The sequence below is a fragment of the Paramesorhizobium deserti genome, from assembly GCF_001558695.1.
Lineage (GTDB): Bacteria > Pseudomonadota > Alphaproteobacteria > Rhizobiales > Rhizobiaceae > Paramesorhizobium > Paramesorhizobium deserti.
The window spans coordinates 60,832-84,039 of the sequence record NZ_LNTU01000001.1; the positions used below are offsets into that span (position 1 = coordinate 60,832).

The window sequence follows — 23,208 nt, forward strand, 5'->3', positions numbered from 1 at the left end:
GCGGTACTGTTACCTGCACCGGGATAGTGGATCGTCAGTCCGGATACGTTATCCGCTAACTGGAATGCATCGATGTAGCGAGAAGGTCAGCGCCCCTCAGCCGTGGATCCTCGGGTCAAGCCCGAGGATGACGACTGGAGGGGCGGCGGAGATGTCCGGCAGGACAGAGGGGGCGCTGTCCTGCCAGCGTTTCTATTTAGCAATCTGCCTCAATCCCCGAACTTCAACAGCTTGATCGCATCGAAATCCTGGACGCCTCCCCCGACGCGCTTGGTCGTATAGAACAGCACATAGGGCTTGGCGGAATAGGGATCGCGCAGGACGCGGACGCCGGTGCGGTCGACGACCAGATAGCCGCGGGCGAAATCGCCGAAGGCGATGGCGCAGGCATCCGCCGCCATATCCGGCATGTCCTCGGCCTCGACAAGGCCGAAGCCCATCAGCGAGGCCTTGCCGCCCAGGGCCGCCGGCGGCTGCCAGAGATAATTGCCGTCGCGGTCCTTGAGCTTCCGCAGCGCGCTCTGCGTCTTGCGGTTCATCACCCAGGTCGCGTTCTGGCGATAGCCGGATTTCAGGGAATAGACGAGGTCGATCAGCACGTCGGAAGCGTCTTCCGCCGGCAGCGCGCCGGCGACGCCGGTGGCGATCGTCCCAAGCCTGCCCCATTGCCAGTCCGCTTCCTCGACGGTCGCATAATTCAGAAGCCCGCGCGGCTTGTTGACGCCGTCGCCATTGACGAAGGCGGCGCTTTCCTGCTCGGCGAAGGCGGTCTCCACTTCCGACGATATCCACTGCTCGACATCGACCGCCGCATCATCGAGAAGCGAGGCGGTGGCGGCCGGCATGGCGTAGAGCTCCATCGTCGGGAACTGCAGCTCGGCAAGCACGCCCGACGCGGTTTCCGGGCGCGCGTCCGTCTCGCCGACCCAGCCGACCGCGGGACCGCTGACCGAGAACGGCTTCTTCAGCACCGCGCCGGAGACCTGACGCACCGAAGCAATGGAGCGGATAGGCGAAAGGCCGGCAAGCCGCCTGCCGATCTCGGTCTCGATCTCCGGCGGCACCAGATAGCCGCCATCGGGACCGGAGCCATAGGAATGGGCCTTCGCCTCCAGCCCGCGCAGCGCCTGCTCGTCGCCCCGGCGGACATAGGTTTCGAAGGCGTTCTTGTGTTCGAGCGAGGCAGCCGGGTTTCCGCGCCCCAGCGCCGGACGAGCCTGCTTCAGGAGCATCTGATCGAGCGCCTGCTTCTGCTCCTCCAGGCTGCGGTTGATGCGGTCGACCTTCTCGACGGTCAGCACATCGGGACCCATGCGCTTCTCGATCTCAACCAGCCGCTCGTCATTGGCCTGCTTGAAGGCGTCGAAGGCCGACATGAACTCGTCGAAGGCCTCGGCCACGTCCTGCGCATTGCCGAGCGCCTTGATCTCGACGCCCTTCTTCTCGGATGGAATAGTGTCTTCCTGCATTATCGTTCCTTCTTGTGAAATTTACCGGCGGCGGCGCGGATGCGCCTGGCCAGCGTTGCGAATTCCCTTGTTGTCGGCAGCCTCCCCCGCTTGACGTTTGCGATGCGGGCGGAAGGCAGCATGGGGAAGGTGACCACCGAGATTTCCCAGAGATCGGCCTCGACGATGCGGCGGATGCCGGTCCGCGTCTCCTTGCGCGCACGCACGGTGCGAAAGCCGACGGAAAGCCCGTCAAGGGCGCCGCTGCGCATCAGCTCCAGCGCGTCGCGCGCCCGGGGCACGCCCTTGGCCAGGCGGCCTTCCACATAGAGGCCACGCACATCTTCCCTGATCACGGTCCAGACGCCGATCGGCTCGTTGGCATCATGCTGCCACAGCATGCGGATGCCCGACGTGCCGCGCACCTTCAGCGATTTTGCAAAAGCGCCCAGCTCGATGACGTCCCGGCCGAGATCCACCTCGCCGAAGAGGCTGGCATAGCCGGAAAAGCTGCCGTCGATTTCCACCTGTTCAAGCGCCAGCCCGGCCAGTTTCGTCTCAAGCTGCAATTTCGGCCGCAGCCTGGCCTGGTCAGCCCTCATCACGGACCTTCCTTTCCTGTCGTTCTGGAATGAAATCGGGAAGCGGCGCGGCCTTCATGCGCTCGGCGAAGCGGTTGAAGATGCCGAGCGCCGACCAGGCGGCGAGGCTTGCGGCGGCCGATCCCATCAGCATCAGCTCCGCCTTGCCGAGACTGCCGTCGATGGCGAGCTCCTCGGCGATCTTCACGCCCGCCGCGCCGCCAAAGACGAGGCCGCAGATGATGCCGACGGCGAAACGGATCGCCGCCTCCTGCTTGCCCTTGGGCAGCATATAGGCGAGCGACACGGCGGAACCGGCAACCGCGCCTGCGGCCTTCGCCAGCAACACCCACGCCGTATCGCCCATTTCCTGAAACGCGCTCATGGGGGTCTCCATTCCTAAGGATCGGATGTCGCGGGACAGCGCCCACTTGGGCATTCCCTCTATCGTCGTCATCCTCGGGCTTGACCCGAGGATCCACGGCAAGGGGCGGAAACGGCATTATCGTCCGCAACGGAATTACGAATGGCCAGCCCGGATATTGATCGTACTTGCAAGCTGGAACGAGTCGATGGGCACGCAGGTAGCGCTCCTCAGCCGTGGATCCTCGGGTCAAGCCCGAGGATGACGATTGGATAGATGGAGTCGCCAATATCCCGCCACAGCACCTGCCAATGGCTGTTAATACCCCACCGCCTGCCGCTTCTCCTCGTCGGTCAGGAATGGCGCATCGGAAATGCGCCGCCAGAGGGCGTCGCGTTCGGCCGAAAGCCCTTCGATGCGGTCGTAATCATGCTCCAGCCGGAGATCGTCGCCATAAAGCGGCCCGAGCCAGTTGCCGAGCGCCTTGGCGGTGCGCGCGATCAGCGGCAGCACGGTAAGCCGGTAGAAGGCGCGGTTGGCCTCGGCATAATTGGCGTAGGTGTTGTCGCCGGGAATGCCGAGCAGCATCGGCGGCACGCCGAAGGCGAGCGCGATGTCGCGGCTGGCGGCATTCTTCGCCTCGATGAAATCCATGTCGCGCGGGGAAAGCCCCATCGCCTTCCAGTCGAGCCCGCCTTCCAAGAGCAGCGGACGCCCTGCCCCCGCCGCGCCGGTATAGCCATCTTCCAGCTCGGCTTTGAGCCGCGCAAACTGCTCCTCGGTCAGGTTGCCGCCGTCCTTTGGCGCATAGACCAGGGCGCCGGAGGGCCGCGCCGAATTGTCGAGCAGCGCCTTGTTCCAGGCGCCCGCCGCATTGTGGATATCGAGCGCCATCAACGCCGCTTCGAGGGGCGCGAAGCCATAGTGATCGTCAAGCGGGTGGAAGAGGCTCAAATGCAGCGCCTGCCCGCCCGCCGGCCCGTCGAGCGGCACGACGCGCTTGACCGCGCCGCAGCGATAGGTGAGCGCCTGCGGCCATCCCTCCTGATCCGTCTCGACGGTGACGCGTTCGGGGCGCAGCAGATGCAGTTCGCGCGCACCGCCCGCCGCCTCGACCCGCTCGACATAGGCATTGCCGGAGAGAAGCAGATGGCCATAGAGCATCTCGAAGAAGGCGGTGCCGTTCGTCCCCCGCCGCGGACTGGCGATGAGATCGAGCAGCGGGTGGGTCTCGTGCTCGGCCGTGCCTTCGTAGAGGAGCCACGGTACCGCGCTCGCCGCTTCCGCGATCATGCGCACCGCGCGATGGACGATCGGGTTTCGCATGAAGCCCTCGCGCGCCAGGGTCGGATAGTCCCGCGCGATCCAGGATGCGCTGCGCTCCACATGCAGGGCGACGAAGCCGGTGGTGGATTTCAGCTCGCGTGCGGGAGCATTCGCGGCGCGGCGGCGCCACGGCCAGGGGATGGGCATGGAATGGCCTTTCTTCATCAATTTTCTGATTTAGCGCCGGCGGGACAGAGGGGGCGCTGTCCCGCCAAGCTTGCCGTCTAAAACACCCTATTTCTACTCCACCCGTCTAATCCTCGGCATCCTCTCCCTCCCCAGCATCAGCTCGTTCAGCGCCCAGACCAGCGCGTCGAGCCGGTCGGGCGAGCGGCCGGAGGAGAGGCCGGCGGGGGCGAAATCGCACATCTCGTCTTCGAGCGCCGGAAAGCGCCCGGCGTGGCGGATGCGGCCCTGCTCGTAGAGGGCTGCGACCGGCTCGGCGCGAAGCCATTTGCCGCGCATCGCCCTGACGGAACGGACGGGCACGCCATGGTCTTCGGCTGATATCACCGCCTTGACCATGTCGCCGCCCTGGTTGACCTCGGCGATGATCATGTCCGCCTCGAGGCGGTGATAGAGCGCGATCGCCGCCCTCGCCCATTGATAGGGCTTGACGCGCGGCAGGCTTTCATCGGCCAGAACCCAGCCGAAGCCGTCATGGTCGATGCCGGCGGCGACGATGCCGCAGGCGTCGGAATTCCTGCCAGCGCTCGCCGGCGGGTCGACGGCGACGACGATGCGCTTCAACGGCGGCACCGCCTTGCAGACGAGGCTCTCGATCAGCGCGCGCGACCAGAGCGCATCGGCGCGATCCTCGATCAGCTCGCCGTCGAGTTCCTGCCGCCCGAGACGCGAGCCGGCATAGCGGCTCTCGATCATCTCGACGAAACCGGGCGCGAGGTGACCGGCATTCTCCGCCGTGCGCATTCGCGTCACCGGCATCGAATTATCCGCAAGGAGCGCCCGCAGCAGAACGGTGGGGCGCGGCGTGGTGGTGACGATCTGGCGCGGAGCATGGCCGAGCCTCAGGCCGAATTGCAGCATGTCCCAGGTCTCCTGCGGGTGCTTCCATTTGGCGAGCTCGTCGCACCAGGCGGCATCGAATTGCGGCCCGCGCAGGCTGTCGGGATCCTCGGAGGAGAAGAACGACGCCACCGCGCCATTGTCCCAGACGAGCCGCCGCCGCGTCGCCTCCAGCCGGGGACGCTCACGGCGCGAGACGGAGAGGATGCCGGACGGGCCCTCCACCATCACCTCGCGCACGTCGGCGAGCGTCTCGCCGACCAAAGCGATATGACCGCATTTTTCACGGGCAATCGTCGGCAGCCCCAGGGCCATGCCGATGACCCATTCCGCGCCGGTGCGGGTCTTGCCCGAGCCGCGCCCACCCATCAGAACCCAGGTGCGCCATGGCATCAGCGGCGGCTGCTGGGCGTCACGCCCCTCGCAGAACCACTCCCTCGTCAGCGCCAGCGCCGTCTCCCCGCTCAAACCGGCGTCGAATGATTTCGTCTGCCCGGAGATTTGCAAGTTCGTCGATCCTTCTGTCGATGCGCGCCAGCGCCTCGCTGATTTCCTCCGGCGTGACCGCCACCCCGGCGGCTTCCGCGAAGGGACGCCTCGCCTTCTCCGGCGTCAGCTCGATCAGCGTCTTCAGCGCCCGCGCCAGCGATACCAGCGCATCGACCGCCGCCTTGTCCGGCACCCGACCTCCTTCCGTCAGGCGCACCAGCTCGCCGCGGATATTCGCCAATATCTCTTCGATGTCGGGAAGCTGGCCCGCACTTTCGTCAGCGTCGGGATCGAGGCCTGACTGGCGCAGGCGGCGGAGATAGGTTTTCTCCTCGATGTTCAGGAGAAAGGCGATATCCGCATGCGGCACGCCATATCTGCGCGTGACACGATAGCCCGCGCGGGCGCGGCCGCCAGGATTAGCTGGTGCTGTCATGGTGATTTCCCGCCGTCATCCCTGAGCTTGTCCAAAGGATCTGCCATGGACGACGAAATAGCGCTTTGCGCTCCACCGTCGCAGATTCTCGGAGCACAAGCCCGAGAATGACGAGGAGGTCTGGATACAATTTTGTGACGATAGCTGAACCCTAGCAAAGCACCGTCACGGCGTCAAGGATTATTTTCCTATATTTGTTATTTTTTGATTTAGGGATTGAAAACTATCGCCCTCAAAATAGTTACCATGTTCCTTCATCGTGCTTGCCGTTTTGGTTCAAATGCGACACAATTCAGGCGTGGCGGTGTGGCTCATCGGCGCGTTTAACGCGATGTCGCCCACACGGATGGAGCGAAAGGCGGCATTGAGGCGTTCATCAGAAAACGACACTCGCCGAAACCAGAATTCATGCGCAATTCCAGGGAAAAGCAGCAAAAACCGCCCGCGCCGCGCAAGCCGTTCCGCAGCCCGCGGCTGATCGGCATCGACGCCTTTGTCGACAGCGCGCTCTACAATCTGCGGTTCGCGCTCGCCGAATTCTGGGAGAACACGACGATCTTCTTCCGCCGGTTCCGCGTGCGCGGGTTCCGCCGGCTGGTGGTGGAGCTCGCCGACGAATGTTTCACGCTGGGCGTCGGCGGCTCGGTGCTGCTTCTGGCGCTGGCGCTGCCCGCCTTTGAGGAGACGCGCAAGGACTGGCGCGCGCAGGACGATTTCGCCGTCACCTTCCTCGACCGCTACGGCAACGAGATCGGCCAGCGCGGCATCATCCATCGCGACGCGGTGCCGATCGACGAATTGCCCGACCATGTCATCAAGGCGGTGCTCGGCACGGAGGACCGTCGTTTCTTCGACCATTTCGGCATCGATTTCCTGGGCCTCACCCGCGCCATGACGGAGAATGTGCGCGCCAATACCGTCGTCCAGGGCGGCTCGACGATCACGCAGCAGCTCGCCAAGAACCTGTTCCTCTCCAACGAGCGCACCATCGAGCGCAAGATCAAGGAGGCCTTCCTGGCGCTGTGGCTGGAAGTCAATATGAGCAAGAAGCAGATCCTGCAGCTCTATCTCGACCGCGCCTATATGGGCGGCGGTACTTTCGGCATCGCGGCGGCGTCGGAATTCTATTTCGGCAAGAGCGTCAAGGAGGTGTCGCTGGCGGAAGCCGCGATGCTGGCGGGGCTGTTCAAGGCGCCGGCCAAGTTCGCGCCGCATGTCAATCTGCCGGCCGCCCGTGCCCGCGCCAATGTGGTTCTCTCCAACATGGTCCAGAGCGGGCTGATGACCGAGGGGCAGGTCGTCGTCGCCAGGCGCAACCCGGCCAATGTCGTCGACCGGGGCAAGGACGAAAGCCCGGATTATTTCCTGGATTGGGCGTTCGACGAGGTAAAAAGGATAGCGGCCGACCAGCCGCAGCACTCGCTGCTGGTGCGCACGACGCTCGACCGCAATCTCCAGAAGGCCGCCGAGGAAGCGATCGAGTTTCATCTGCGGCAGTACGGCAAGGAATATCAGGTGACCCAGGCGGCGGCCGTCGTCTTCGACAATGACGGAGCGGTGCGCGCCATTGTCGGCGGGCGCGACTACGGCGAGAGCCAGTTCAACCGCGCCACCAAGGCGCAGCGCCAGGCGGGATCGTCCTTCAAGCCTTATGTCTATGCCGCCGCCATGGAAAAAGGCATGACGCCGAAAAGCGTCGTCTCGGACGGGCCGATCAGCTGGGGCAACTGGTCGCCGCGCAATTACGGGCGCTCTTACGCCGGCAGGGTGGATCTGACGACGGCGCTGGTCAAATCGCTCAACACGGTTCCGGTGCGGCTTGCCCGGGATTATCTGACGACGGCACCCATCGTCGCCCTGACCAAGGCGATGGGCATCGAATCGCCCATCTCCTCGCACAAGACGACGGTGCTCGGCACATCCGGCATGACGGTGATGGACCAGGCGGTCGGCTACAACGTCTTCGCCAATGGCGGCTTTGCCGGCACGCGCCACGCCTTCACGCAGATCATGAACCAGCGCGGTGACGTGCTCTGGGACTGGGCGCGCGATGGCGGGGAGCCGCGCCGCGTGCTCTCCGAAAAGGCGGCGAGCGAGATGAACCAGATGCTGGTGCAGGTGCCGGAATGGGGCACCGGCCGGCGCGCCAGCCTGCCGATGACGCGCGTGGCCGGCAAGACCGGCACCACGCAGAGCTATCGCGACGCATGGTTCGTCGGCTTCACCGGCAACTACACCGCCGCGGTCTGGTACGGCAATGACAGCTTCGCGCCGACGAAGAACCTGACCGGCGGCATCCTGCCCGCCATGACATGGCAGCGGATGATGAACTACGCCCACCAGAATATCGAGCTCAAGCCGATACCCGGCATCGACAAGTCCTTCCCCGATCCGGCAAAGGTCGCCTCAGTCAAGGGCGTGAAGGGCAAGGCAGCGCCGGAGGAAGACCAAAGCCCCGTCGAGCGGCCGCGCATCCTTTCCAGCGCGACGACGAAGGCGCTGAAGGAACTGAACGCGCTCTTCAAGAAAGCGCCACCGCTGACCGCCCCGACGGTGCGCACCAGGCTTTCAGCGCTTTGAATGATTAGTTTCGATTGGAAACGCTGACACTGTCATACCCCCCTCTGGCCGGCAGGCCAGAGGGGGGGTGATAAACCTATGCGCCGGTTGATAAACCCTGCAGAATAGCTCAAATGCTTTCACCAACATATGATCCGCTCCCATGCTTCGAACCATTCTCCTCACGCTCCTAGTCCTCATCATCGCCGTCGGCGGCGGTGCGGGCAGCGTGCAATATGCGCTCGACCGCTTCGAGGGCTTCGGCGTGCTGGAAGTGGGGCAATGGAGCGCCTACCCCGCGGCGGGCACGCCGGATTCCGACCCCTACGCCAAGGCGCGCGGCGCCAGAAACGGGACGCTGGCCCTCGGAGCGGCCGAGGGCCTCATCTTTCATGCCAGCCGCGACGCGCAGGGCCGCCTCCTCGACCGCAACTGCACCTATCGCATCACCGGGGCGACGCCGCCCGCCCGCTTCTGGACGCTCTACGCCGCCGACCGGTCGCTGCAGCCGCTGTCCCCCGAGACGGGCATGCTGCCGGCGCTCCATTCGCGGGAGATCCTGCGCGGCGAGAATGGAAGCTTCACCGTCATTGTCTCGCCGAAGGCGCAGCCCGGCAACTGGCTGCCGGTTAACGGCTCGGGATTTTTCGTTCTCGTCATGACCTTCTACGACACACCGGTTGCCAGCTCCTCCGGCTTTTCCGATCTCGTCATGCCCAGGACAACCCTCGTGGAAGAGGCCGGCTGCCGTGGGTAGATTGTTTCACGCCCTGCTCGTCGGCCTGATCGGCGCAGGCATTGTCCACGTCGCGGCGCTGCTGCTCGTTCCCGTCTATTCGGACCGCAATGCCTGGTCGCGTATCTCCGGCTATGGCGCGCCCTATCGCTTTCATCTGCTTGAAACGGAGAAGGACGGGCGCGGCGGCGCGGGTGATCCGCTCTTTCAGGAGGCGGCCTGCCGCTTCGACCTGACCGACGGACCGGCGCGCATCACGACCGGGGGCAATGTGCCCTTCTGGTCGGTTTCGATCTACAATCGCAGCGCCGAAAATCTCTACAGTTTCAACGACCGCACCTCCACCGACGGCAGGCTTGACCTGGTGATCGCCAATCCGGTGCAGATGATCAATCTGAAGAAGGATCTGCCGGAAGCGGCGGCGCAGTCGATCCTGGTCGAGCAGGATATCGACGAAGGGATCGTGGTGATACGCGGCTTCACGCCGGATCAGAGCTGGCAACCTTCGGTGCGCGATTTCCTGAGTGATGCGGGCTGCGCCTCGCTGCCGATGTGAATGGTGAATGGTGAATGGGATCAGCTATCGCCCTGATAGGATAGACATTTTCCATTCACTATTCACTATTCACCATTCACCCTCCCATGGTTAACAGCTTGCTAAGGCTTCTCCGCTAGATTGCGGCGAGAGAGCGGGCAGACCGCTTCTCGAAGTCTGTGTTGCTTGCGATTTATCCGGAGTACCCCCGCGTGACAAACGAACAGTTCCGCGCCCTGGAAGCCCTGTCCGGAAGCGGAAAGGCCAATGGCGGCAAGGCCGATGATCTCCTCTCGGCGGCGGTCACCGCATTCACAGCCATTACGCGCCCGGCCCGAAACGATATCCAGCAACTCGAAGACCTGACGCTGCCGCTCCTCGAAAACGCGACGGCGCGCGGCAAGCGCCATGCCGCGGCGGTGCTGTCGCAGATGGAACATGCGCCGCGCAACCTGGTCCTGACGCTCTGCGACGAGGCGGTGGAGATCGCCGCCCCCCTGCTCCTGCGCTCGCCGATCCTGACCTCGACCGATCTCGTCGACATCATCGGCCGCCAAGGGCTGGGACATGCCCGCGCCATAGCCCGGCGTCCGCAGGTCGATCCGATCGTCCAGAGCCTGCTGGAAAGCTTCGCCGATCCCGCCATCGACCGCTCGATGGCTGTCAGGCGGCATCTGGCGCGCTCCGATGATGCACGAGCGGCGAAAGAACCTGCGCCGGTCTCCGATGCCGCGCGCCAGGCGCACGATAAGCTGCGCGCGATCATGCGCGAGGAAACATCGAAGCACCTCGTCTCGGAACTGCAATTGAACCGGGATGCGCCGAAGCCCTCGGCCACCGCCGATCACATGATCGACACCGCGCTGCTCATCGATCCGGTCTTCTTCCGCAACCTGCTCGCCGATACGCTCGGCGTGAGCTTCGAGCATGCGGAGGCGATCATCGGCAAATGGCCGGATTCACGGCTGCCGATCGCGCTCAGGGCGCTCGGCCTTTCGGCGCAGGACAGCTATCTGATCCTCACCGCCGTTCTCGGCACCATCCACAGCGACAAGAATGCGCTCAGGGATTTCGTGCACATCTATCGCTCGATCGAACGGGAAACGGCGCTCGCCATCGTCCGGCGGTGGAAAGCCGGGGACATGACCGCGCTGTTACGGGAGAAGCTTCGGGAAATGGCGGCCGCAGATGACGAGCCGGTGCTGGACGCCGCCAACAGCGACGGCGCCGGGCCACTGAAGGCTGTGCGCTGATCAGGATTGTTTTGCTGGGCGGTTCTCATTTTGATGGAAGCATCCAGCTTCTCACCCCCTCTGGCCTGCCGGCCAGAGGGGGTGAAGAAACGCCGCCGTCCCCGGCTCTACAGCTCCACCACCGCAAACAGCTCTTCATCGCCGGCATGGCCCTCGATCTCGACCAGCCAGAGATCGGGATCGAAGCGCGTCTCGGCGCGCAGTTTCTCGTCGGCCTCGAATTCCGGCAGGCCCTCACCGATGCGGGTGAAGACGCGTTCGTCCGGCTTGCCCGTGTCATAGGCGATCTGCGGCGCGGGGCCATAGAGATCATAGACGCCGTCGGGCTTGCGCAGCTTGATGAAGATTGCACCCGCTTCCGGCGAACCGCGCCGCGCGAGATAGGCGAAACCACCGCCGCCGCCATTCACGCGACGCATGAGGGCGGCAACCCAGAAATCGGATGTCAGGCGCAAGAAACCGGTATCCCCTCTCTTGCGATTTCTAACACTGAGCTTCGCTAAGCTGTTGAAATCGCTTTCTCTCCCCCAAGGGGAGAGATAAAATTTGCATGAGCGCTTCCGCCAATAGCCAACGCCGACGATTGGCATAAACAGCGGTGCCAGCCATATCTCTCCACTTGCGGGAGAGAAAGGATTTTCTTGGGTTTAGCGGAGCGAAGCGAACGCTAAGCCTTAGAAAATCCAAGAGAGGGGGCAATCGGCAACGCTAGCTGATCAAACCGATTTCACGCATCTTGGCGACCAGTTCGGCGTCGACCTGTCCCGTCACCTTGAGGCGGAAGAGCTTCTGGAACTCGCGGATCGCATCCTGGGTGGTCTTGCCGGCGACGCCGTCGACGGCAATCAGATCATTGCCGAAGGCCTTCAATCCAGCCTGAATGCGGATGATCTCCTCGGGCGAGACGGCGCTCTGGGGCTGCGGATTGACCGGAGCGGCAGGACGCGGCGCGACGACCGCCGTGGTGGTCGTCCGGTCGACGCCGTTTTGCGGCCGCTTGGGGCGCGCGGCGGGAATGGCGACGCTGCCGGTTTCGACCGTTTCGTTCGCAGCCGCGTTGCCCGTCGAAACGGTCTGGATGCCAGCCTTGGCCTGAACGGCGCGCCAGGTATCGAGCGCCTTGCGCGTCTGCGGGCCCGGCAAGCCGTCGATCGGGCCTTCGTAGAAGCCGAGGGCGGCGAGCTTGTGCTGCAGCTGGGCGATCTCGGGATCGCCGCCTTCGGCGAGCTGCGGCGCGGGCACCGGTATGTCCTCGGGCTCGATGGCCGGCTGCAGCGCCGTCACATCCGGCTCTGCCGGTTCCACCGCAGCGCGCTGTTCCGGCGGAGGCGGCGCGGCGGGCATGGGCGCCGGCGTCTGCGGCGCCATCGACTGCTTCAGCGGGTTTTCGGCCTGCGGCTGCGGCTTGAAGACGAGATCGGGCCGCGTCTTGAAAAATACCCCGCCATGCGCCTGGGGCTGATACCAGAGCGCGTTGGCGGAAACGAAACCGAGGGTGACGAGGAAGGCGGTCGCGCCGCCGGTCGCAACCGGATTGCGCGCGATGGCGTCGCCGGCCGCGATCGCCATGCTGGATACCGTGGCGAACAGCGCATCGACGATGCGGCGACCAACGCTACGCCGTTTTGCGGTCTTGCGCATAGGCCTGCCTTTCCGGTTCGTCTTCATGCTTGTCATGACGCCTTTCTGCCTGAATGCGATGGATATCGACCACCGTCCCTGCTTTTTCCTTCTGTTCCTGCAAACGATAGGCCCGCGGCCCGTTGACGGGCAGACGGACCGTGACGACAGTCCCCTCGCCCGGCCGGCTGGCGATTTCCATCGTGCCTTCATGCAGTTCCACCAGCCCCTTGACCAGCGAAAGGCCGAGGCCCGTTCCCTCATGGGCGCGGGTGCAGGCATTGTCGAGCTGCGTGAAGGGCTGGCAAAGATGAGCGAGATCGTCCTCGGCCATGCCTATGCCGGTGTCGGCCACCGAAAAGACCAGCATGGGCAGGTTCGTCGCCGTCTCCACCGCCGCATCGATGGTGACGCAGCCGCCTTTTTCCGTGAATTTCACCGCATTGGACACGAGATTGATCAGGATCTGCTGAACCGCGCGCCGGTCGGCAACCAGCTCGCCGACCCCGGCGTTGATCCGGTCGCAGAGGATAACGCCCTTCTTCGCCGCCTGCTGGCCCATCACGCCGGCGCACATGCCGACGGCATCGCCGAAAGCGAAGCTTTCCGGGAAAATGCGATAGGTGCCGGATTCGATCTTGGACATTTCCAGGATGGCGTTGACCACATCGAGGAGATGCGTGCCGGACCGGTGGATGAGATCGACATATTCGCGCTGCTTCTCGTTTTCGAAGCGGCACAGCATTTCGTGCAACAACGCGTCGGAAAAGCCGATGATCGAATTGAGCGGCGTGCGCAGCTCATGGCTAACGGAGGCGAGAAAGCGGTTCTTCGAGATCTGGAGATTTTCCGCCTCGTCCTCGGCGCGCTGCAGCGCCTCGCGCGCGGCCTGCTCGTTCGAGATGTCGCGGGCGATCAGGGTGAAGCCCCCCAGCACGCCGTTCTCCCTGTTGGCGACCGCATCGAGCCGGAAGGGCCGGAAGACGATCGAGTGGGTGCCGGTTTCGCCATCGACGCGGCGCAGCCGCACCTCGATGCTCGCGGAACGCTTCCGGGCGTTTTCGGGCGCACGCAGATCGGCGAGGAGGCCGAGATAGTGGACCCGGTCGGAGATGTGCATGCGGTCGATGAACTGGGTGCCGATCATCACCTGCCTGGAAACGCCGAGCTGTTCGGGCGCCTGCGCCGACAGCGAACGGATGACGCCATCGGGAGACAGGCGGATCACCACGCCGTCGAGCGCATTCTCGATATCGTCGGCGCTCGCGGGACGGGCTTTTTCCGTCATGGTGCGGACGACGTGCATGGCGCGCGCCAGCAGCGTTCCGATATAGGCGATCGTCAGCAGGGCCGTCACGACCGGTGAAGCCGGCGTTGCCGATGGAGAGGCGCCGGCGATGAGCGCGGCAAAGGCCAGCACGCCGACGACCATGCCGATGGCGGCGCTGCGGCCGGAGCGTCCGACGAGCCAGCTTTCGAAGGAGATGGCGGCGGCCATGGTCCAGAGCGCGGGGTTGGAGGGCGCCGCGTGAAACCCGGCAAGGCCGATCCCTGCCCCATAGACGGCTAGACCCGCGATACCGACGAGCCCGGGGCGCGTACTGAGCGAGGAAAGCGCGCAAAGGATCATGGCGATGCCGATGAAGATCGCCGTCGCCAAACCCGCCTCGAGGCCTCTGGAAATCGCGCCGCTTGCCGCGAATGCCGCGACGAGCGCAACCGGCATGGCGCAGAAGGCAGCGATCATCCGCTTGTCCGCCGCCTTGTCGGCGGTCTGCCCTGCCGGAACCCAGCGACCGCAATAACCGTCGAACGCACGGGCACAGCCACGCGCACGCGCATCGGCGAATTCGAAGGTTTTCAGAAAAATGGCGTGCACCGTGCCGTACCCACTACATGCGTTTTGTGCTTCCGGTTTCACCGCGACACCTTTGAAGACGCCTCGGAAAAACGCAGCTTTGTATAGCCGCCAGATTGCCGCCGAGGCTTTAAGGAATGGATAAAGGCTCTCTCTCCACCCGACCCACAGCACATATTTGCGCGGCTGGGGACCTCGCTTTTCCCGCTATGGTAAACAGAGGGTTGCCCGGCGCCGACCAAATGCGGCAGCACGACGGCGGCAGGGCCGTTTCGCCCCATGGCGGACGCATATGCTGACGAAACATTGCGAAATCCGCTCAAATTCGAATCAAATTCGCCGCGTGCCTTCAATCGGTTCTTTTTGTCTGTCTGTCATGATCGTTCCATAGACAAAGGCCGCGCCACTGGAAGCGGCGGAGCATACAGGGGATGAGGAGCACATGCGCTTTCTTATGAAGATGGCCTTCTGGCTGACACTGGCCTTTGTGGTTCTGCCGCACACGCCGCTCGCCGATCTGGCCATCAGGACGGACGATCAGGCGGCCGCCCGCCGCAGCAGCGCGCCGGCCGTCGTGCAGGGCAGCGCAGAGGCCGAAGGCCGGGAGAATGCCGGGGCCGAGCGGGCGCCCCCCCGCCGCAGCAGCGCGCCGGCCGTCGTGCAGGGCAGCGCAGAGGCCGAAGGCCGGGAGAATGCCGGGGCGCTCGAAACGCTCTTCGCCGCGCAGAGGACGCTGACCGATCTCGGCGATTTCTGCACGCGCAATCCCAGCGTCTGCGAGGCCGGCAGCTCCATGCTCTCGAGCCTTGGCCTGCAGGCCAAGGATGGCGCGCATATCGCCCATGAATATCTGAACGGCCAGCTCGGCGGTGAACCGGCGGCATCCGCGATCGCATCGAAGCTCGATGCGTTGCGGGCGAAAATGCCGGAAACGCCGAAGCATGGCGAAAGCATTCCAGTCCCAACATCGCGCGATGCAGTCACGGATGCGCTGCACACGGGAACAGTGAAGCACGGGAACTGACCGCGATACCACTTAGCCTCGAGCCTGCCGGGTTTCCGGTAAGCCGCATGCTCTCATGGCGTGCGGCTTTCTTTTTGCGATGGAGCGTGAGCGGTTCTGGTCAAAATGAGAATGCCGGTCCAGCCGCCATTTCTGTCCCGCCGGGGCATCTCCCTTCACTCCAGTCGTCATCCTCGGGCTTGACCCCGAGGATGACGATAATAGGAGGAGGATGACGACGATAGGAGGCGGGAGATGGCCGGCGGGACAGAGGGGCGCGCTGTCCCGCCAGCGTATAGGTTCGATGCTCTATTACGGGAAATTGTCCCTCCACCCGTGACGTCGCCGCCGCCAATCGCTATATGAGGGGCAACATCCAATCCGGCTATGTGGAGCGCATGACCCAGACCATAGACGACATCGTCACCGATTTCGACGTTCTCGACGAGTGGGAAGACCGCTATCGCTACGTGATCGACCTCGGACGCGATCTCAAACCCTATCCGGAAGACGCCCGCGACGCGGCGCACAAGGTGCAGGGCTGCGTCAGCCAGGTGTGGCTCAAGACCGAGATCGGCGGGGGACCGGATCCCGAGATCATTTTCCTCGGCGATTCCGATGCGCATATCGTGCGCGGCCTCGTCGCCATCGTGCTCGCGCTTTATTCCGGCCGGAAGGCATCGGAAATCCTGGCCATCGATCCGGAAGGCATCCTGAAGACGCTCGGGCTCGACGAGCACCTGACGCCGCAGCGCTCCAACGGCCTGCGCGCCATGATCCGCCGCATCCGCGTCGAGGCGCAGGGCGCGCTCGCTGCGGTGCATTAGAGCTGTTCGCTTTAACGCTGGCGAGACAGCGCCCCCTCTGCCCCGCCAGGCATCTCCCTTCACTCCAGTCGTCATCCTCGGACTTGACCCGAGGATGACGACAATAGGGGGCGGGAGATGGGTGGCAGCCCAGAGGGGCGCTGTCCCGCCGACGTTCTCATTTCAGTCCAAACCGCTAGCCGCCTACGGACGGCCGGTAATCCGCCGCTCCCCATTGCAGGATACGCGAACGTCCCGGTTTTGCGCTTGCCCGCGGGTGGTAATGCCGGTCGAGCGCGCCGAGGGCGGCTTTCAGTAAGAGTTTTGCCGAACGCGCCGGCCAGCGGCGCTCGCGCTCGACGGTTTCAAGCCCTTTCAGGAAACAGCAGATATCGATCAGCACGCCGGAAAGCTCCGGCCCGACGGCCTCGATCGCCTTTTCCACGCGGAAGCGCGCGGCAAGAGCGGCGTCGGTCAGTTCCGCCGCGCCGTTTCCGGCCGCGCGGTTGCGCCCCGCGACACTCGTCTCCCAATTGACGCCGATCCCCGACATCAGATTGCCGCGCGTGAAATCGGAGCGAAGGCGTTCGCCCGCGGCGAACTCCTCCGCCGTCAGGAACGGCTTTCCGTCCGCCCCCTTGCGCCGGTAGAGCTGGCAGAGCGGCGATTCCGCGCAGTTGAAGGCGACCCGCCTGCTCTCGCCATCGGTTTCGACCAGAATATCTTCCAGGTCCCGGCCGGGAGCCGGTGAATTGCCGCGCATGAAACTGCGGCCATGCTCCGTCAGCATCACCGTCTCGCCCTTGCGCGCGATCAGACCGGCCTGCTGCATGAGCCGCAAACAGGATTGCCGGGTGGAAATGGTGCCGTGCCCGGCGCTTTCCAGCAGGACCCGGTCGGGCGAGGCCGACACCCTGATATTGGCCGCCGCCCTGGCGAGAAACCGCAAGACGCGGCGGATGGTCTTGTCCTCCATATCCATCATATGCCCCTCCCCTCACCGAGAAAGGTCGCGGCGGAGAGACGCTCGAAGGCCGCAAGGATGGCGTCGAACTCCCTGTCCTCGCGCATATCCTCGATGAGATGGCAGGCATGCATGACCGTGGAGCGGTCGCGGGCGAACCCTCGCGCCACCTCCGTCATGGTCATGCCGAACAGCGTGTGGGCGACATACATGCCGATCTGGCGCACCCGCGCTATGTCGCGCCGGCAGCGATCGCAGGAGCGAAGCTCACTTCCCGGAACGCCGAAATAGGCGGCCAGAATATCGATGAAGGCATCGCAGACTTCGATCGTCCGGTGGCGGGAGAGCTTTCCGCGACGGCTCTCCCCGGCCGAAACCCTGTCGATGATCACGCAGCGCCCATGCTTGACGGCCATTGCGACCAGGGCGGCGACAGCCTCGGATTGCGTGTGGATCACACCGGAAAGCACCGAAGACATTCTTTTCCCCTCTGCTGGAAAATAGGAATATCTTCTTATAAATGCCTTGGCAATCGCGTGGATAAGTTTTTCGCCCCCTGCCACCGCGCGGCCATATGCCTTGCATTTCCGGTCTTCCACCTGAATTTATGCGGGTCAAAACAAAACGCATTAGGAATTTTATCCCCGATATCCGCAATGGGGCGAGACTGGCTGTCCAACAACGACGGACAGCCACCATGACCGATGATCATCTCTTAGCGGAAAGCCGGGCTTTTCTGGCATCGAAGGAAAAGCGGCGCGGGGAAGCCATGCAGCGCGCGGCGCTGCAGATCTTATGCGGCATCGACTTCGATGCCCTGCTCGCCGGCTCGCGGGAGGAGAAAGCCGGCGCGATCCGCCGGCTGACACGGCTGATCGAGCGCGAGCGGCTAAAGGGTGCGCGCGGCCACTGGAGCTACGATCTCAACCGGCACATCGCGCTCAAACAGGCGCTGGAGAGGGTAAAGGAAGGGAATAAGGGAATAAGAGAATAGGGGAATAGGGGAATATGTTTTATTTCCCTATTCACTTACTCCCTTATTCCCCTACTCCCTTTACAAAAAAACGGCGTCAAAGCGCCGTTTTTTGCAACCACGTGAAAGCGCGCGGAAAGACCGGCGGGCGATTCCGGTCCAGCCGCGGCAAAATCACGATCAGGATCGCTTGCCGCGTTTGCGACCAAGGCCCATCTTCTTCGCCAGTTGTGAGCGGGCGGCCGCATAGTTCGGCGCCACCATGGGATAGCTGGGGTCCAGATCCCACTTCTCGCGATACTGCTCCGGCGTCATGTTGTAATGAGTCATCAGGTGGCGCTTGAGCGACTTGAACTTCTTGCCGTCCTCAAGGCAGATGATGTAATCGTCCGAAACCGACCGCTTCGGATTCACGGCAGGCTTCGGCTTTTCGATTACCGGCACCGCTTCCTCGCGGACGCCCACGCGACCGAAAGCTGCGTGAACTTCCGCGATCAGCACAGGCAGTTCGCCAGCGCGAATCGAATTATTGCTCACATAGGCAGCGACAACTTCCGCCGTCAGACCAAGCAGTACGTCCTCGGCAGAATCGTTAACATCAAGATGTTCCATCAATCTTTCCTTTATATACACTCACGTCATATCCCGAGATATCTCCGTGAGGGCATCCACTCTTCAAAATGCAGGCAACAGATCGATTGTTTCGATTTTGCTGTGCCAGCCCATCCCGCGCGAGCGACCATATCGCCAAGGAAAATCGATCTGTCAAATGAATTGTACTACAATTTGCTTTTTCTTTCCAATATCTAATCAAGTAAAAATACAGATTACGGATTGTACTACTAATTCTCCATTCGCGCGATAGCAGTAAAATATCCCCTAGAAGTTGTTCGAATATTTGTCCGAGTCTCTATTTTCTATATTTTCAAGTCAATCGATGCCAATGGCGGAACGCTGCCTTAAACATTCGGTGTAGCTTTCTCCAAAATGCGGAGCATTACGTCAAATTTCTGGCGAGAAGGATTAATTCCGGTGATTTTTCGTCAAAATAACTGCAAAGTCGCTGATTCGCGGCCATTGCTGCGAAGGCTCGCGGTTGTCGAAACGGGCGGCAAGACCTAAATTGCGGGCACCTGCTTCACGAAAGGATAGTTTCATGAGCACGACCGGGACCCCGACGAAGCCGTTGAAAGTGGTCAAGACCGATGCGGAATGGCGCGAGCAGCTGACACCTATCCAATATCAGATCACGCGCCAGCACGGCACCGAACGAGCCTTCTCCAGTCCAAATTTCGACAGCAAGCTCAATGGCACCTATAAATGCGTGTGCTGCGCCCGGCCGCTCTACCGCTCCGAAGCCAAATATGATTCAGGCACGGGATGGCCGAGCTTCTTCGAGCCGATCGAGCCCGACGCCGTCAACGCCTTCGAGGACCGCTCCTACGGCATGGTCCGCACCGAGATCCGCTGCGCCGACTGCGATGCGCATCTCGGCCACGTCTTTCCCGACGGACCGCCGCCCACGGGCCTGCGTTATTGCATGAACGGTCATGCGTTGATATTCGATGAGGATTGAAATTTAACGTTCGTCGCGCACCAGTCACCCCCCTCTGCCCTGCCGGGCATCTCCCCCACAAGGGGGAGATTGGCTGTCAGTTCTGCTTTCGCCAATCGCCAACGCTGCAGGATAAAGCGATGCCATCGATGACGACCGATCTCCCCCTTGGGGGGTACTGTCCCGCCGACATTTCATAAAAGATAACCCTCCCCCACCCGAGATCATAAATGACCAAACCTATCTTCCCCGACCTGCCCGCCCCCGTCGCCAAGAAAAAGCCTGTCAGCGACACCCGCCACGGCATCACCCGAACCGACGATTACGCCTGGCTGCGGGCGCCTAACTGGCAGGAGGTGTTCAAGAACCCCTCCATCCTCGCGCCGGAAATCCGCGAGCACCTGGAAGCCGAGAACGCCTATCAGAGCGCCCTGATGGAGGATACCGGAGCGCTGCGGGACGTTCTCTTTGCCGAGATGAAGCGGCGGATCAAGGAGGACGATTCCTCTGTTCCGCACAAGGACGGGCCCTATGCCTACGGCACGTCCTTCAAAGTCGGCGGCGAGCAGCCGCGCTTCTTCCGCACGCCGCGCGACGGTGGAGTGGAGACCATGCTGCTCGACGGTGATCTGGAAGCCGAGGGCAAGGCCTATTTCCGCCTCGCCTCGACCGATCACTCACCCGACCACAAGCGCCTCGTCTGGGGCTTCGACGACAAGGGCTCGGAATTCTATTCGCTGAAGGTGCGCGATCTCGGCACGCTGGCCGATCTCGACGATTTGGTCGCCGACACCAGCGGCGGCGGCGTGTGGGACGCGGCCGGCAAAGGCTTCTTCTATACCCGTCTCGACGACAATCACCGCCCGTCGAAACTCTATTATCACAAGATCGGCACGCCGCAGCAGGACGACCAGCTGATCCATGAGGAGCCGGATCCGGGCTTCTTCATGAGCGTCGGCGGCTCGAGCCTCGACGATTTCATCTTCATCGCCATCGGCGATCACGAAACGTCGGAGGAATGGATCATCCCGGCGAACGATCCCATGGCCAAGCCACGGCTGGTGCGGAAACGCGAAACCGGCGTCGAATACAGCCTCACCGAGGGCGGCGACGTGTTCTTCATCCTGACCAACATAGACGGCGCGAAGGATTTCAAGATCATGAGCGCGCCGGTCGATGCGCCGGAACGGGAAAACTGGCGGGAAGTGGTGCCGGAAAAGCCCGGCACGATCATACTGAGCCATGCCGCCTATCGCGATTTCCTGGTCTGGCTGGAACGCGACCAGGGCCTGCCGCGCATCCTGGTCCGCAATCGCAAGACCGGCGAGGAGCACGCCATCGCCTTCGAGGAGGAGGCCTATTCGCTGGGCCTCGGCGGCAGCGCGGAATACGACACCGACATCATCCGCTTCTCCTATTCCTCGATGACGACGCCGGCGCAGGAATTCGACTACGACATGCGCACGCGCGAGCGTACATTGCTGAAAACGCAGGAAGTCCCCTCCGGGCACAATCCCCAAGATTATGTGACGCGGCGGCTGCTGGCCCCCGCGCCCGATGGCGAGCTCGTCCCCGTCTCGATCCTCTATCATCGCGATACGCCGCTCGACGGCTCGGCACCCTGCCTGCTCTATGGTTACGGCTCCTACGGCATGACCATTCCGGCGAGCTTCAACACCACCTGCCTGTCGCTGGTCGATCGCGGCTTCGTCTATGCCATCGCGCATATCCGCGGCGGCAAGGACAAGGGCTTCGCCTGGTATGAGAACGGCAAGCGCGACAAGAAGATCAACACATTCACGGATTTCATCGCCGCGGCCGAGCATCTGGTGGCGGAGAAATTCACCAGCCATGACCGCATCGTCGCGCATGGCGGCTCGGCGGGCGGCCTGTTGATGGGGGCGGTCGCCAATATGGCGCCGCAGGCCTTCGGCGGCATCATCGCCGAGGTGCCGTTCGTCGATGTGCTCAACACGATCCTCGACGAAACCCTGCCGCTGACGCCGCTCGAATGGCCGGAATGGGGAAATCCCATCACCTCAGAGGCCGATTACCGCACCATCGCCTCCTATTGCCCCTATTCCAACGTCGGCGCGCGGGCCTATCCGCCGATCCTGGCCGCAGCCGGCCTCACCGACCCGCGCGTCACCTATTGGGAACCGGCGAAATGGGTCGCCAAGCTCCGGGAATTGAAGACGGACAACAACCCCATCCTCTTCCGCATCAACATGGATGCGGGACACGCCGGCGCCTCGGGCCGCTTCTCACGGCTGGAGGAAGTGGCGCATAATTATGCATTTGCCCTGAAGGTGACGGGGAAAACGACGGCAAAGGTGGCGAGCAAGACGGTGGCTTGAGGTTTGTTGTTCCTGCGAAACAGCTCAACACCGTATCTGCAGCGTTAGAACGGTGGAGAAGGCGAGGAATGGATTCCAGTGACAAACAAGCACTGGAATCCATGCCTCAGCGAAGCCGCTACCGCTACGGTGAAAAAGGGCAGCCATGCTAATGGAACAATCCTATCGTTTCCGTCATCAATGGCCCAACATTACCCATATTTCACCACATCGGCAGGCACAGAAACATTTCGACGCAATTTCGGGTTATCCTGTCAAATCCAGTGCATCTGAAGGTTTTGAGACCATGAAACACATCGTTTTTGCCTTCCTCATCGGTTCAGCCGCGATTCTGCAGTCATTTGCCTCTTCCGCGCCGGCCGAAGCCGCCGTTCTCAAGAATGTGAGCGAATATGCCGGCCAACGCTGCAACACGCCGCCGCGCGGCAGCGGCGTGGTCGTCGGCATATTTCACGGCGTGAAGGAATCTCCCTTCATCAGCGACAATGATGCCCGCGTGCCCGTCGACCGCTTCCGCTGCTTCACCTCGATGGAGGAGTGCCAGGGCTGGCTCTATACGATGCAGACCAAATATGACGCGGGTATACCGACCACCTCCTGCAGGAGGCGCTGAACCGCCCTCAAAAAGAAAAACCCCGGCGGAACCGGGGTTTTTCGAAAGGGGTATGCGATAAAAACCGCTTACGAGGCCTTCTCGTAGAGCTCGAGGACGTAGTCCCAGTTGACGAGGCTGTCGACGAAGGCTTCCAGATATTTCGGGCGGGCGTTGCGGTAATCGATATAGTAGGAGTGCTCCCACACATCCACGCCGAGCAGCGGCGTCGCCCCATGGACGAGCGGGTTTTCGCCGTTCGGCGTCTTAGCGATTTCCAGCTTGCCGTTTTTGAGCTGCAGCCATGCCCAGCCAGAGCCGAACTGCGTCGCGCCGGCGGCGAGGAAGTCTTCGCGGAACTTGTCGTAGCCGCCGAGATCGGAATCGATGGCCTTCTCAAGCTTGCCCGGCAGCTTGTTGCCGCCGCCGCCCTTCTTCATCCACTTCCAGAAGTGGATGTGGTTGTAGTGCTGGCCGGCGTTGTTGAAGAGGCCCTGATTCTTGCCGTAGCTCTCCTTGACGATCTCTTCGAGGCTCTTGCCTTCGAGACCGGAGCCCTCGAGCAGCTTGTTGCCGTTGGTCACATAGGCCTGATGGTGCTTGTCGTGGTGATATTCCAGCGTCTCGCGCGACATGAACGGAGCAAGGGCGTCATAGTCATACGGCAGTGCGGGCAATTCAAAAGCCATGGGAACTCTCCTCTTATCTGACTGCTAACAGGCATGGC

The 23,208-nt window shown here is 62.8% G+C and carries 23 protein-coding genes; 10 read left to right on the plus strand and 13 right to left on the minus strand.

From position 1 onward, the window contains the following. Nucleotides 1-209: 209 nt before the first annotated feature. The 6 genes from ATN84_RS00285 to ATN84_RS00315 form a co-directional block, all read right to left on the minus strand. Complete coding sequence (locus ATN84_RS00285) at nt 210-1,469, minus strand: phage major capsid protein (protein WP_068879550.1); 1,260 nt, start codon at nt 1,467-1,469, stop codon at nt 210-212. Beyond that, nucleotides 1,469-2,050 (minus strand): HK97 family phage prohead protease, encoded by a 582-nt coding sequence (locus ATN84_RS00290; protein ID WP_068879551.1) that lies wholly within the window; start codon nt 2,048-2,050, stop codon nt 1,469-1,471. Before ATN84_RS00290 ends, ATN84_RS00285 begins: the two co-directional genes overlap by 1 nt. Next, complete coding sequence (locus ATN84_RS00295) at nt 2,040-2,414, minus strand: DUF6107 family protein (protein ID WP_068879552.1); 375 nt, start codon at nt 2,412-2,414, stop codon at nt 2,040-2,042. Before ATN84_RS00295 ends, ATN84_RS00290 begins: the two co-directional genes overlap by 11 nt. A 297-nt stretch (nt 2,415-2,711) precedes the next feature. Further along, entirely contained in the window at nt 2,712-3,866 is a 1,155-nt protein-coding gene (locus ATN84_RS00305) for a phage portal protein (protein WP_068880795.1), read from the minus strand. Between the two features lie 93 nt (nt 3,867-3,959). Continuing rightward, nucleotides 3,960-5,252, minus strand: coding sequence for a DNA-packaging protein (locus tag ATN84_RS00310; protein WP_483140684.1), 1,293 nt, complete (start codon nt 5,250-5,252; stop codon nt 3,960-3,962). Continuing rightward, nucleotides 5,158-5,670 carry a beta-ketoacyl-[acyl-carrier-protein] synthase family protein gene (locus ATN84_RS00315; RefSeq protein ID WP_068879555.1) on the minus strand — a complete coding sequence of 171 codons (513 nt, stop codon included), beginning with the start codon at nt 5,668-5,670 and terminating at the stop codon, nt 5,158-5,160. The genes ATN84_RS00310 and ATN84_RS00315 overlap by 95 nt, the downstream gene beginning before the upstream one ends. Before the next feature lie 408 nt (nt 5,671-6,078). Here ATN84_RS00315 and ATN84_RS00320 point away from each other — a divergent pair, with 408 nt between their 5' ends. From ATN84_RS00320 to ATN84_RS00335, 4 genes are all read left to right on the plus strand, one after another. After that, nucleotides 6,079-8,250 (plus strand): transglycosylase domain-containing protein, encoded by a 2,172-nt coding sequence (locus ATN84_RS00320; protein ID WP_068879556.1) that lies wholly within the window; start codon nt 6,079-6,081, stop codon nt 8,248-8,250. A gap of 142 nt (nt 8,251-8,392) precedes the next feature. Beyond that, nucleotides 8,393-8,986: a DUF1214 domain-containing protein gene (locus ATN84_RS00325; RefSeq protein WP_068879557.1), complete on the plus strand. Its 594-nt coding sequence runs from the start codon at nt 8,393-8,395 to the stop codon at nt 8,984-8,986. Next, the gene (locus ATN84_RS00330; protein ID WP_068879558.1) at nt 8,979-9,521 is read left to right on the plus strand and encodes a DUF1254 domain-containing protein; all 543 of its coding nucleotides are present in this window, start codon (nt 8,979-8,981) and stop codon (nt 9,519-9,521) included. Before ATN84_RS00325 ends, ATN84_RS00330 begins: the two co-directional genes overlap by 8 nt. A gap of 191 nt (nt 9,522-9,712) precedes the next feature. After that, entirely contained in the window at nt 9,713-10,753 is a 1,041-nt protein-coding gene (locus ATN84_RS00335) for a DUF2336 domain-containing protein (RefSeq protein ID WP_068879559.1), read from the plus strand. Nucleotides 10,754-10,860: 107 nt separating this feature from the next. Here the strand turns inward: ATN84_RS00335 and ATN84_RS00340 are convergent, their stop codons facing one another. The 3 genes from ATN84_RS00340 to ATN84_RS00350 all read right to left on the minus strand — a co-directional run bounded on the left by ATN84_RS00340 (nt 10,861) and on the right by ATN84_RS00350 (nt 14,252). Beyond that, entirely contained in the window at nt 10,861-11,208 is a 348-nt protein-coding gene (locus ATN84_RS00340; RefSeq protein WP_068879560.1) for a DUF1491 family protein, read from the minus strand. Nucleotides 11,209-11,461: 253 nt separating this feature from the next. Then, nucleotides 11,462-12,394: a peptidoglycan-binding domain-containing protein gene (locus ATN84_RS00345; RefSeq protein ID WP_068879561.1), complete on the minus strand. Its 933-nt coding sequence runs from the start codon at nt 12,392-12,394 to the stop codon at nt 11,462-11,464. Next, nucleotides 12,369-14,252: an ATP-binding protein gene (locus ATN84_RS00350; protein WP_068879562.1), complete on the minus strand. Its 1,884-nt coding sequence runs from the start codon at nt 14,250-14,252 to the stop codon at nt 12,369-12,371. The genes ATN84_RS00345 and ATN84_RS00350 overlap by 26 nt, the downstream gene beginning before the upstream one ends. Nucleotides 14,253-14,673: 421 nt before the next feature. Here ATN84_RS00350 and ATN84_RS00355 point away from each other — a divergent pair, with 421 nt between their 5' ends. Next, complete coding sequence (locus ATN84_RS00355) at nt 14,674-15,255, plus strand: DUF5330 domain-containing protein (protein ID WP_068879563.1); 582 nt, start codon at nt 14,674-14,676, stop codon at nt 15,253-15,255. 377 nt (nt 15,256-15,632) lie between these two features. Continuing rightward, nucleotides 15,633-16,061: a SufE family protein gene (locus ATN84_RS00360; protein WP_068880796.1), complete on the plus strand. Its 429-nt coding sequence runs from the start codon at nt 15,633-15,635 to the stop codon at nt 16,059-16,061. A 175-nt stretch (nt 16,062-16,236) separates the two neighbouring features. Here ATN84_RS00360 and ATN84_RS00365 read toward each other — a convergent pair whose 3' ends face one another. Both ATN84_RS00365 and ATN84_RS00370 read right to left on the minus strand, forming a co-directional pair. After that, nucleotides 16,237-17,025, minus strand: coding sequence for a DUF6456 domain-containing protein (locus ATN84_RS00365; protein ID WP_244490958.1), 789 nt, complete (start codon nt 17,023-17,025; stop codon nt 16,237-16,239). After that, on the minus strand, nt 17,022-17,483 hold the full coding sequence (locus ATN84_RS00370; protein WP_068879564.1) for a helix-turn-helix domain-containing protein: 462 nt from the start codon (nt 17,481-17,483) through the stop codon (nt 17,022-17,024). The genes ATN84_RS00365 and ATN84_RS00370 overlap by 4 nt, the downstream gene beginning before the upstream one ends. Nucleotides 17,484-17,701: 218 nt before the next feature. On the opposite strand from ATN84_RS00370, the gene ATN84_RS00375 reads away from it, so the two are divergent. After that, nucleotides 17,702-17,998 (plus strand): cytoplasmic protein, encoded by a 297-nt coding sequence (locus ATN84_RS00375; RefSeq protein WP_068879565.1) that lies wholly within the window; start codon nt 17,702-17,704, stop codon nt 17,996-17,998. A 159-nt stretch (nt 17,999-18,157) separates the two neighbouring features. Here the strand turns inward: ATN84_RS00375 and ATN84_RS00380 are convergent, their stop codons facing one another. Then, nucleotides 18,158-18,589 carry a Ros/MucR family transcriptional regulator gene (locus ATN84_RS00380; RefSeq protein WP_068879566.1) on the minus strand — a complete coding sequence of 144 codons (432 nt, stop codon included), beginning with the start codon at nt 18,587-18,589 and terminating at the stop codon, nt 18,158-18,160. Between the two features lie 544 nt (nt 18,590-19,133). On the opposite strand from ATN84_RS00380, the gene msrB reads away from it, so the two are divergent. The 3 genes from msrB (at nt 19,134) to ATN84_RS00395 (ending at nt 22,502) form a co-directional block, all read left to right on the plus strand. Beyond that, the gene (gene msrB, locus ATN84_RS00385; RefSeq protein WP_068879567.1) at nt 19,134-19,553 is read left to right on the plus strand and encodes a peptide-methionine (R)-S-oxide reductase MsrB; all 420 of its coding nucleotides are present in this window, start codon (nt 19,134-19,136) and stop codon (nt 19,551-19,553) included. A gap of 209 nt (nt 19,554-19,762) precedes the next feature. Next, nucleotides 19,763-21,889 (plus strand): S9 family peptidase, encoded by a 2,127-nt coding sequence (locus tag ATN84_RS00390; protein WP_068879568.1) that lies wholly within the window; start codon nt 19,763-19,765, stop codon nt 21,887-21,889. Between the two features lie 286 nt (nt 21,890-22,175). Continuing rightward, nucleotides 22,176-22,502 (plus strand): metallophosphoesterase, encoded by a 327-nt coding sequence (locus tag ATN84_RS00395; RefSeq protein WP_068880798.1) that lies wholly within the window; start codon nt 22,176-22,178, stop codon nt 22,500-22,502. 68 nt (nt 22,503-22,570) lie between these two features. On the opposite strand, the gene ATN84_RS00400 is transcribed toward ATN84_RS00395, so the two are convergent. Continuing rightward, a complete protein-coding gene (locus tag ATN84_RS00400) occupies nt 22,571-23,170 on the minus strand; it encodes a superoxide dismutase (protein ID WP_068879569.1) in 600 nt (199 codons plus the stop codon). Nucleotides 23,171-23,208 lie beyond the last annotated feature (38 nt).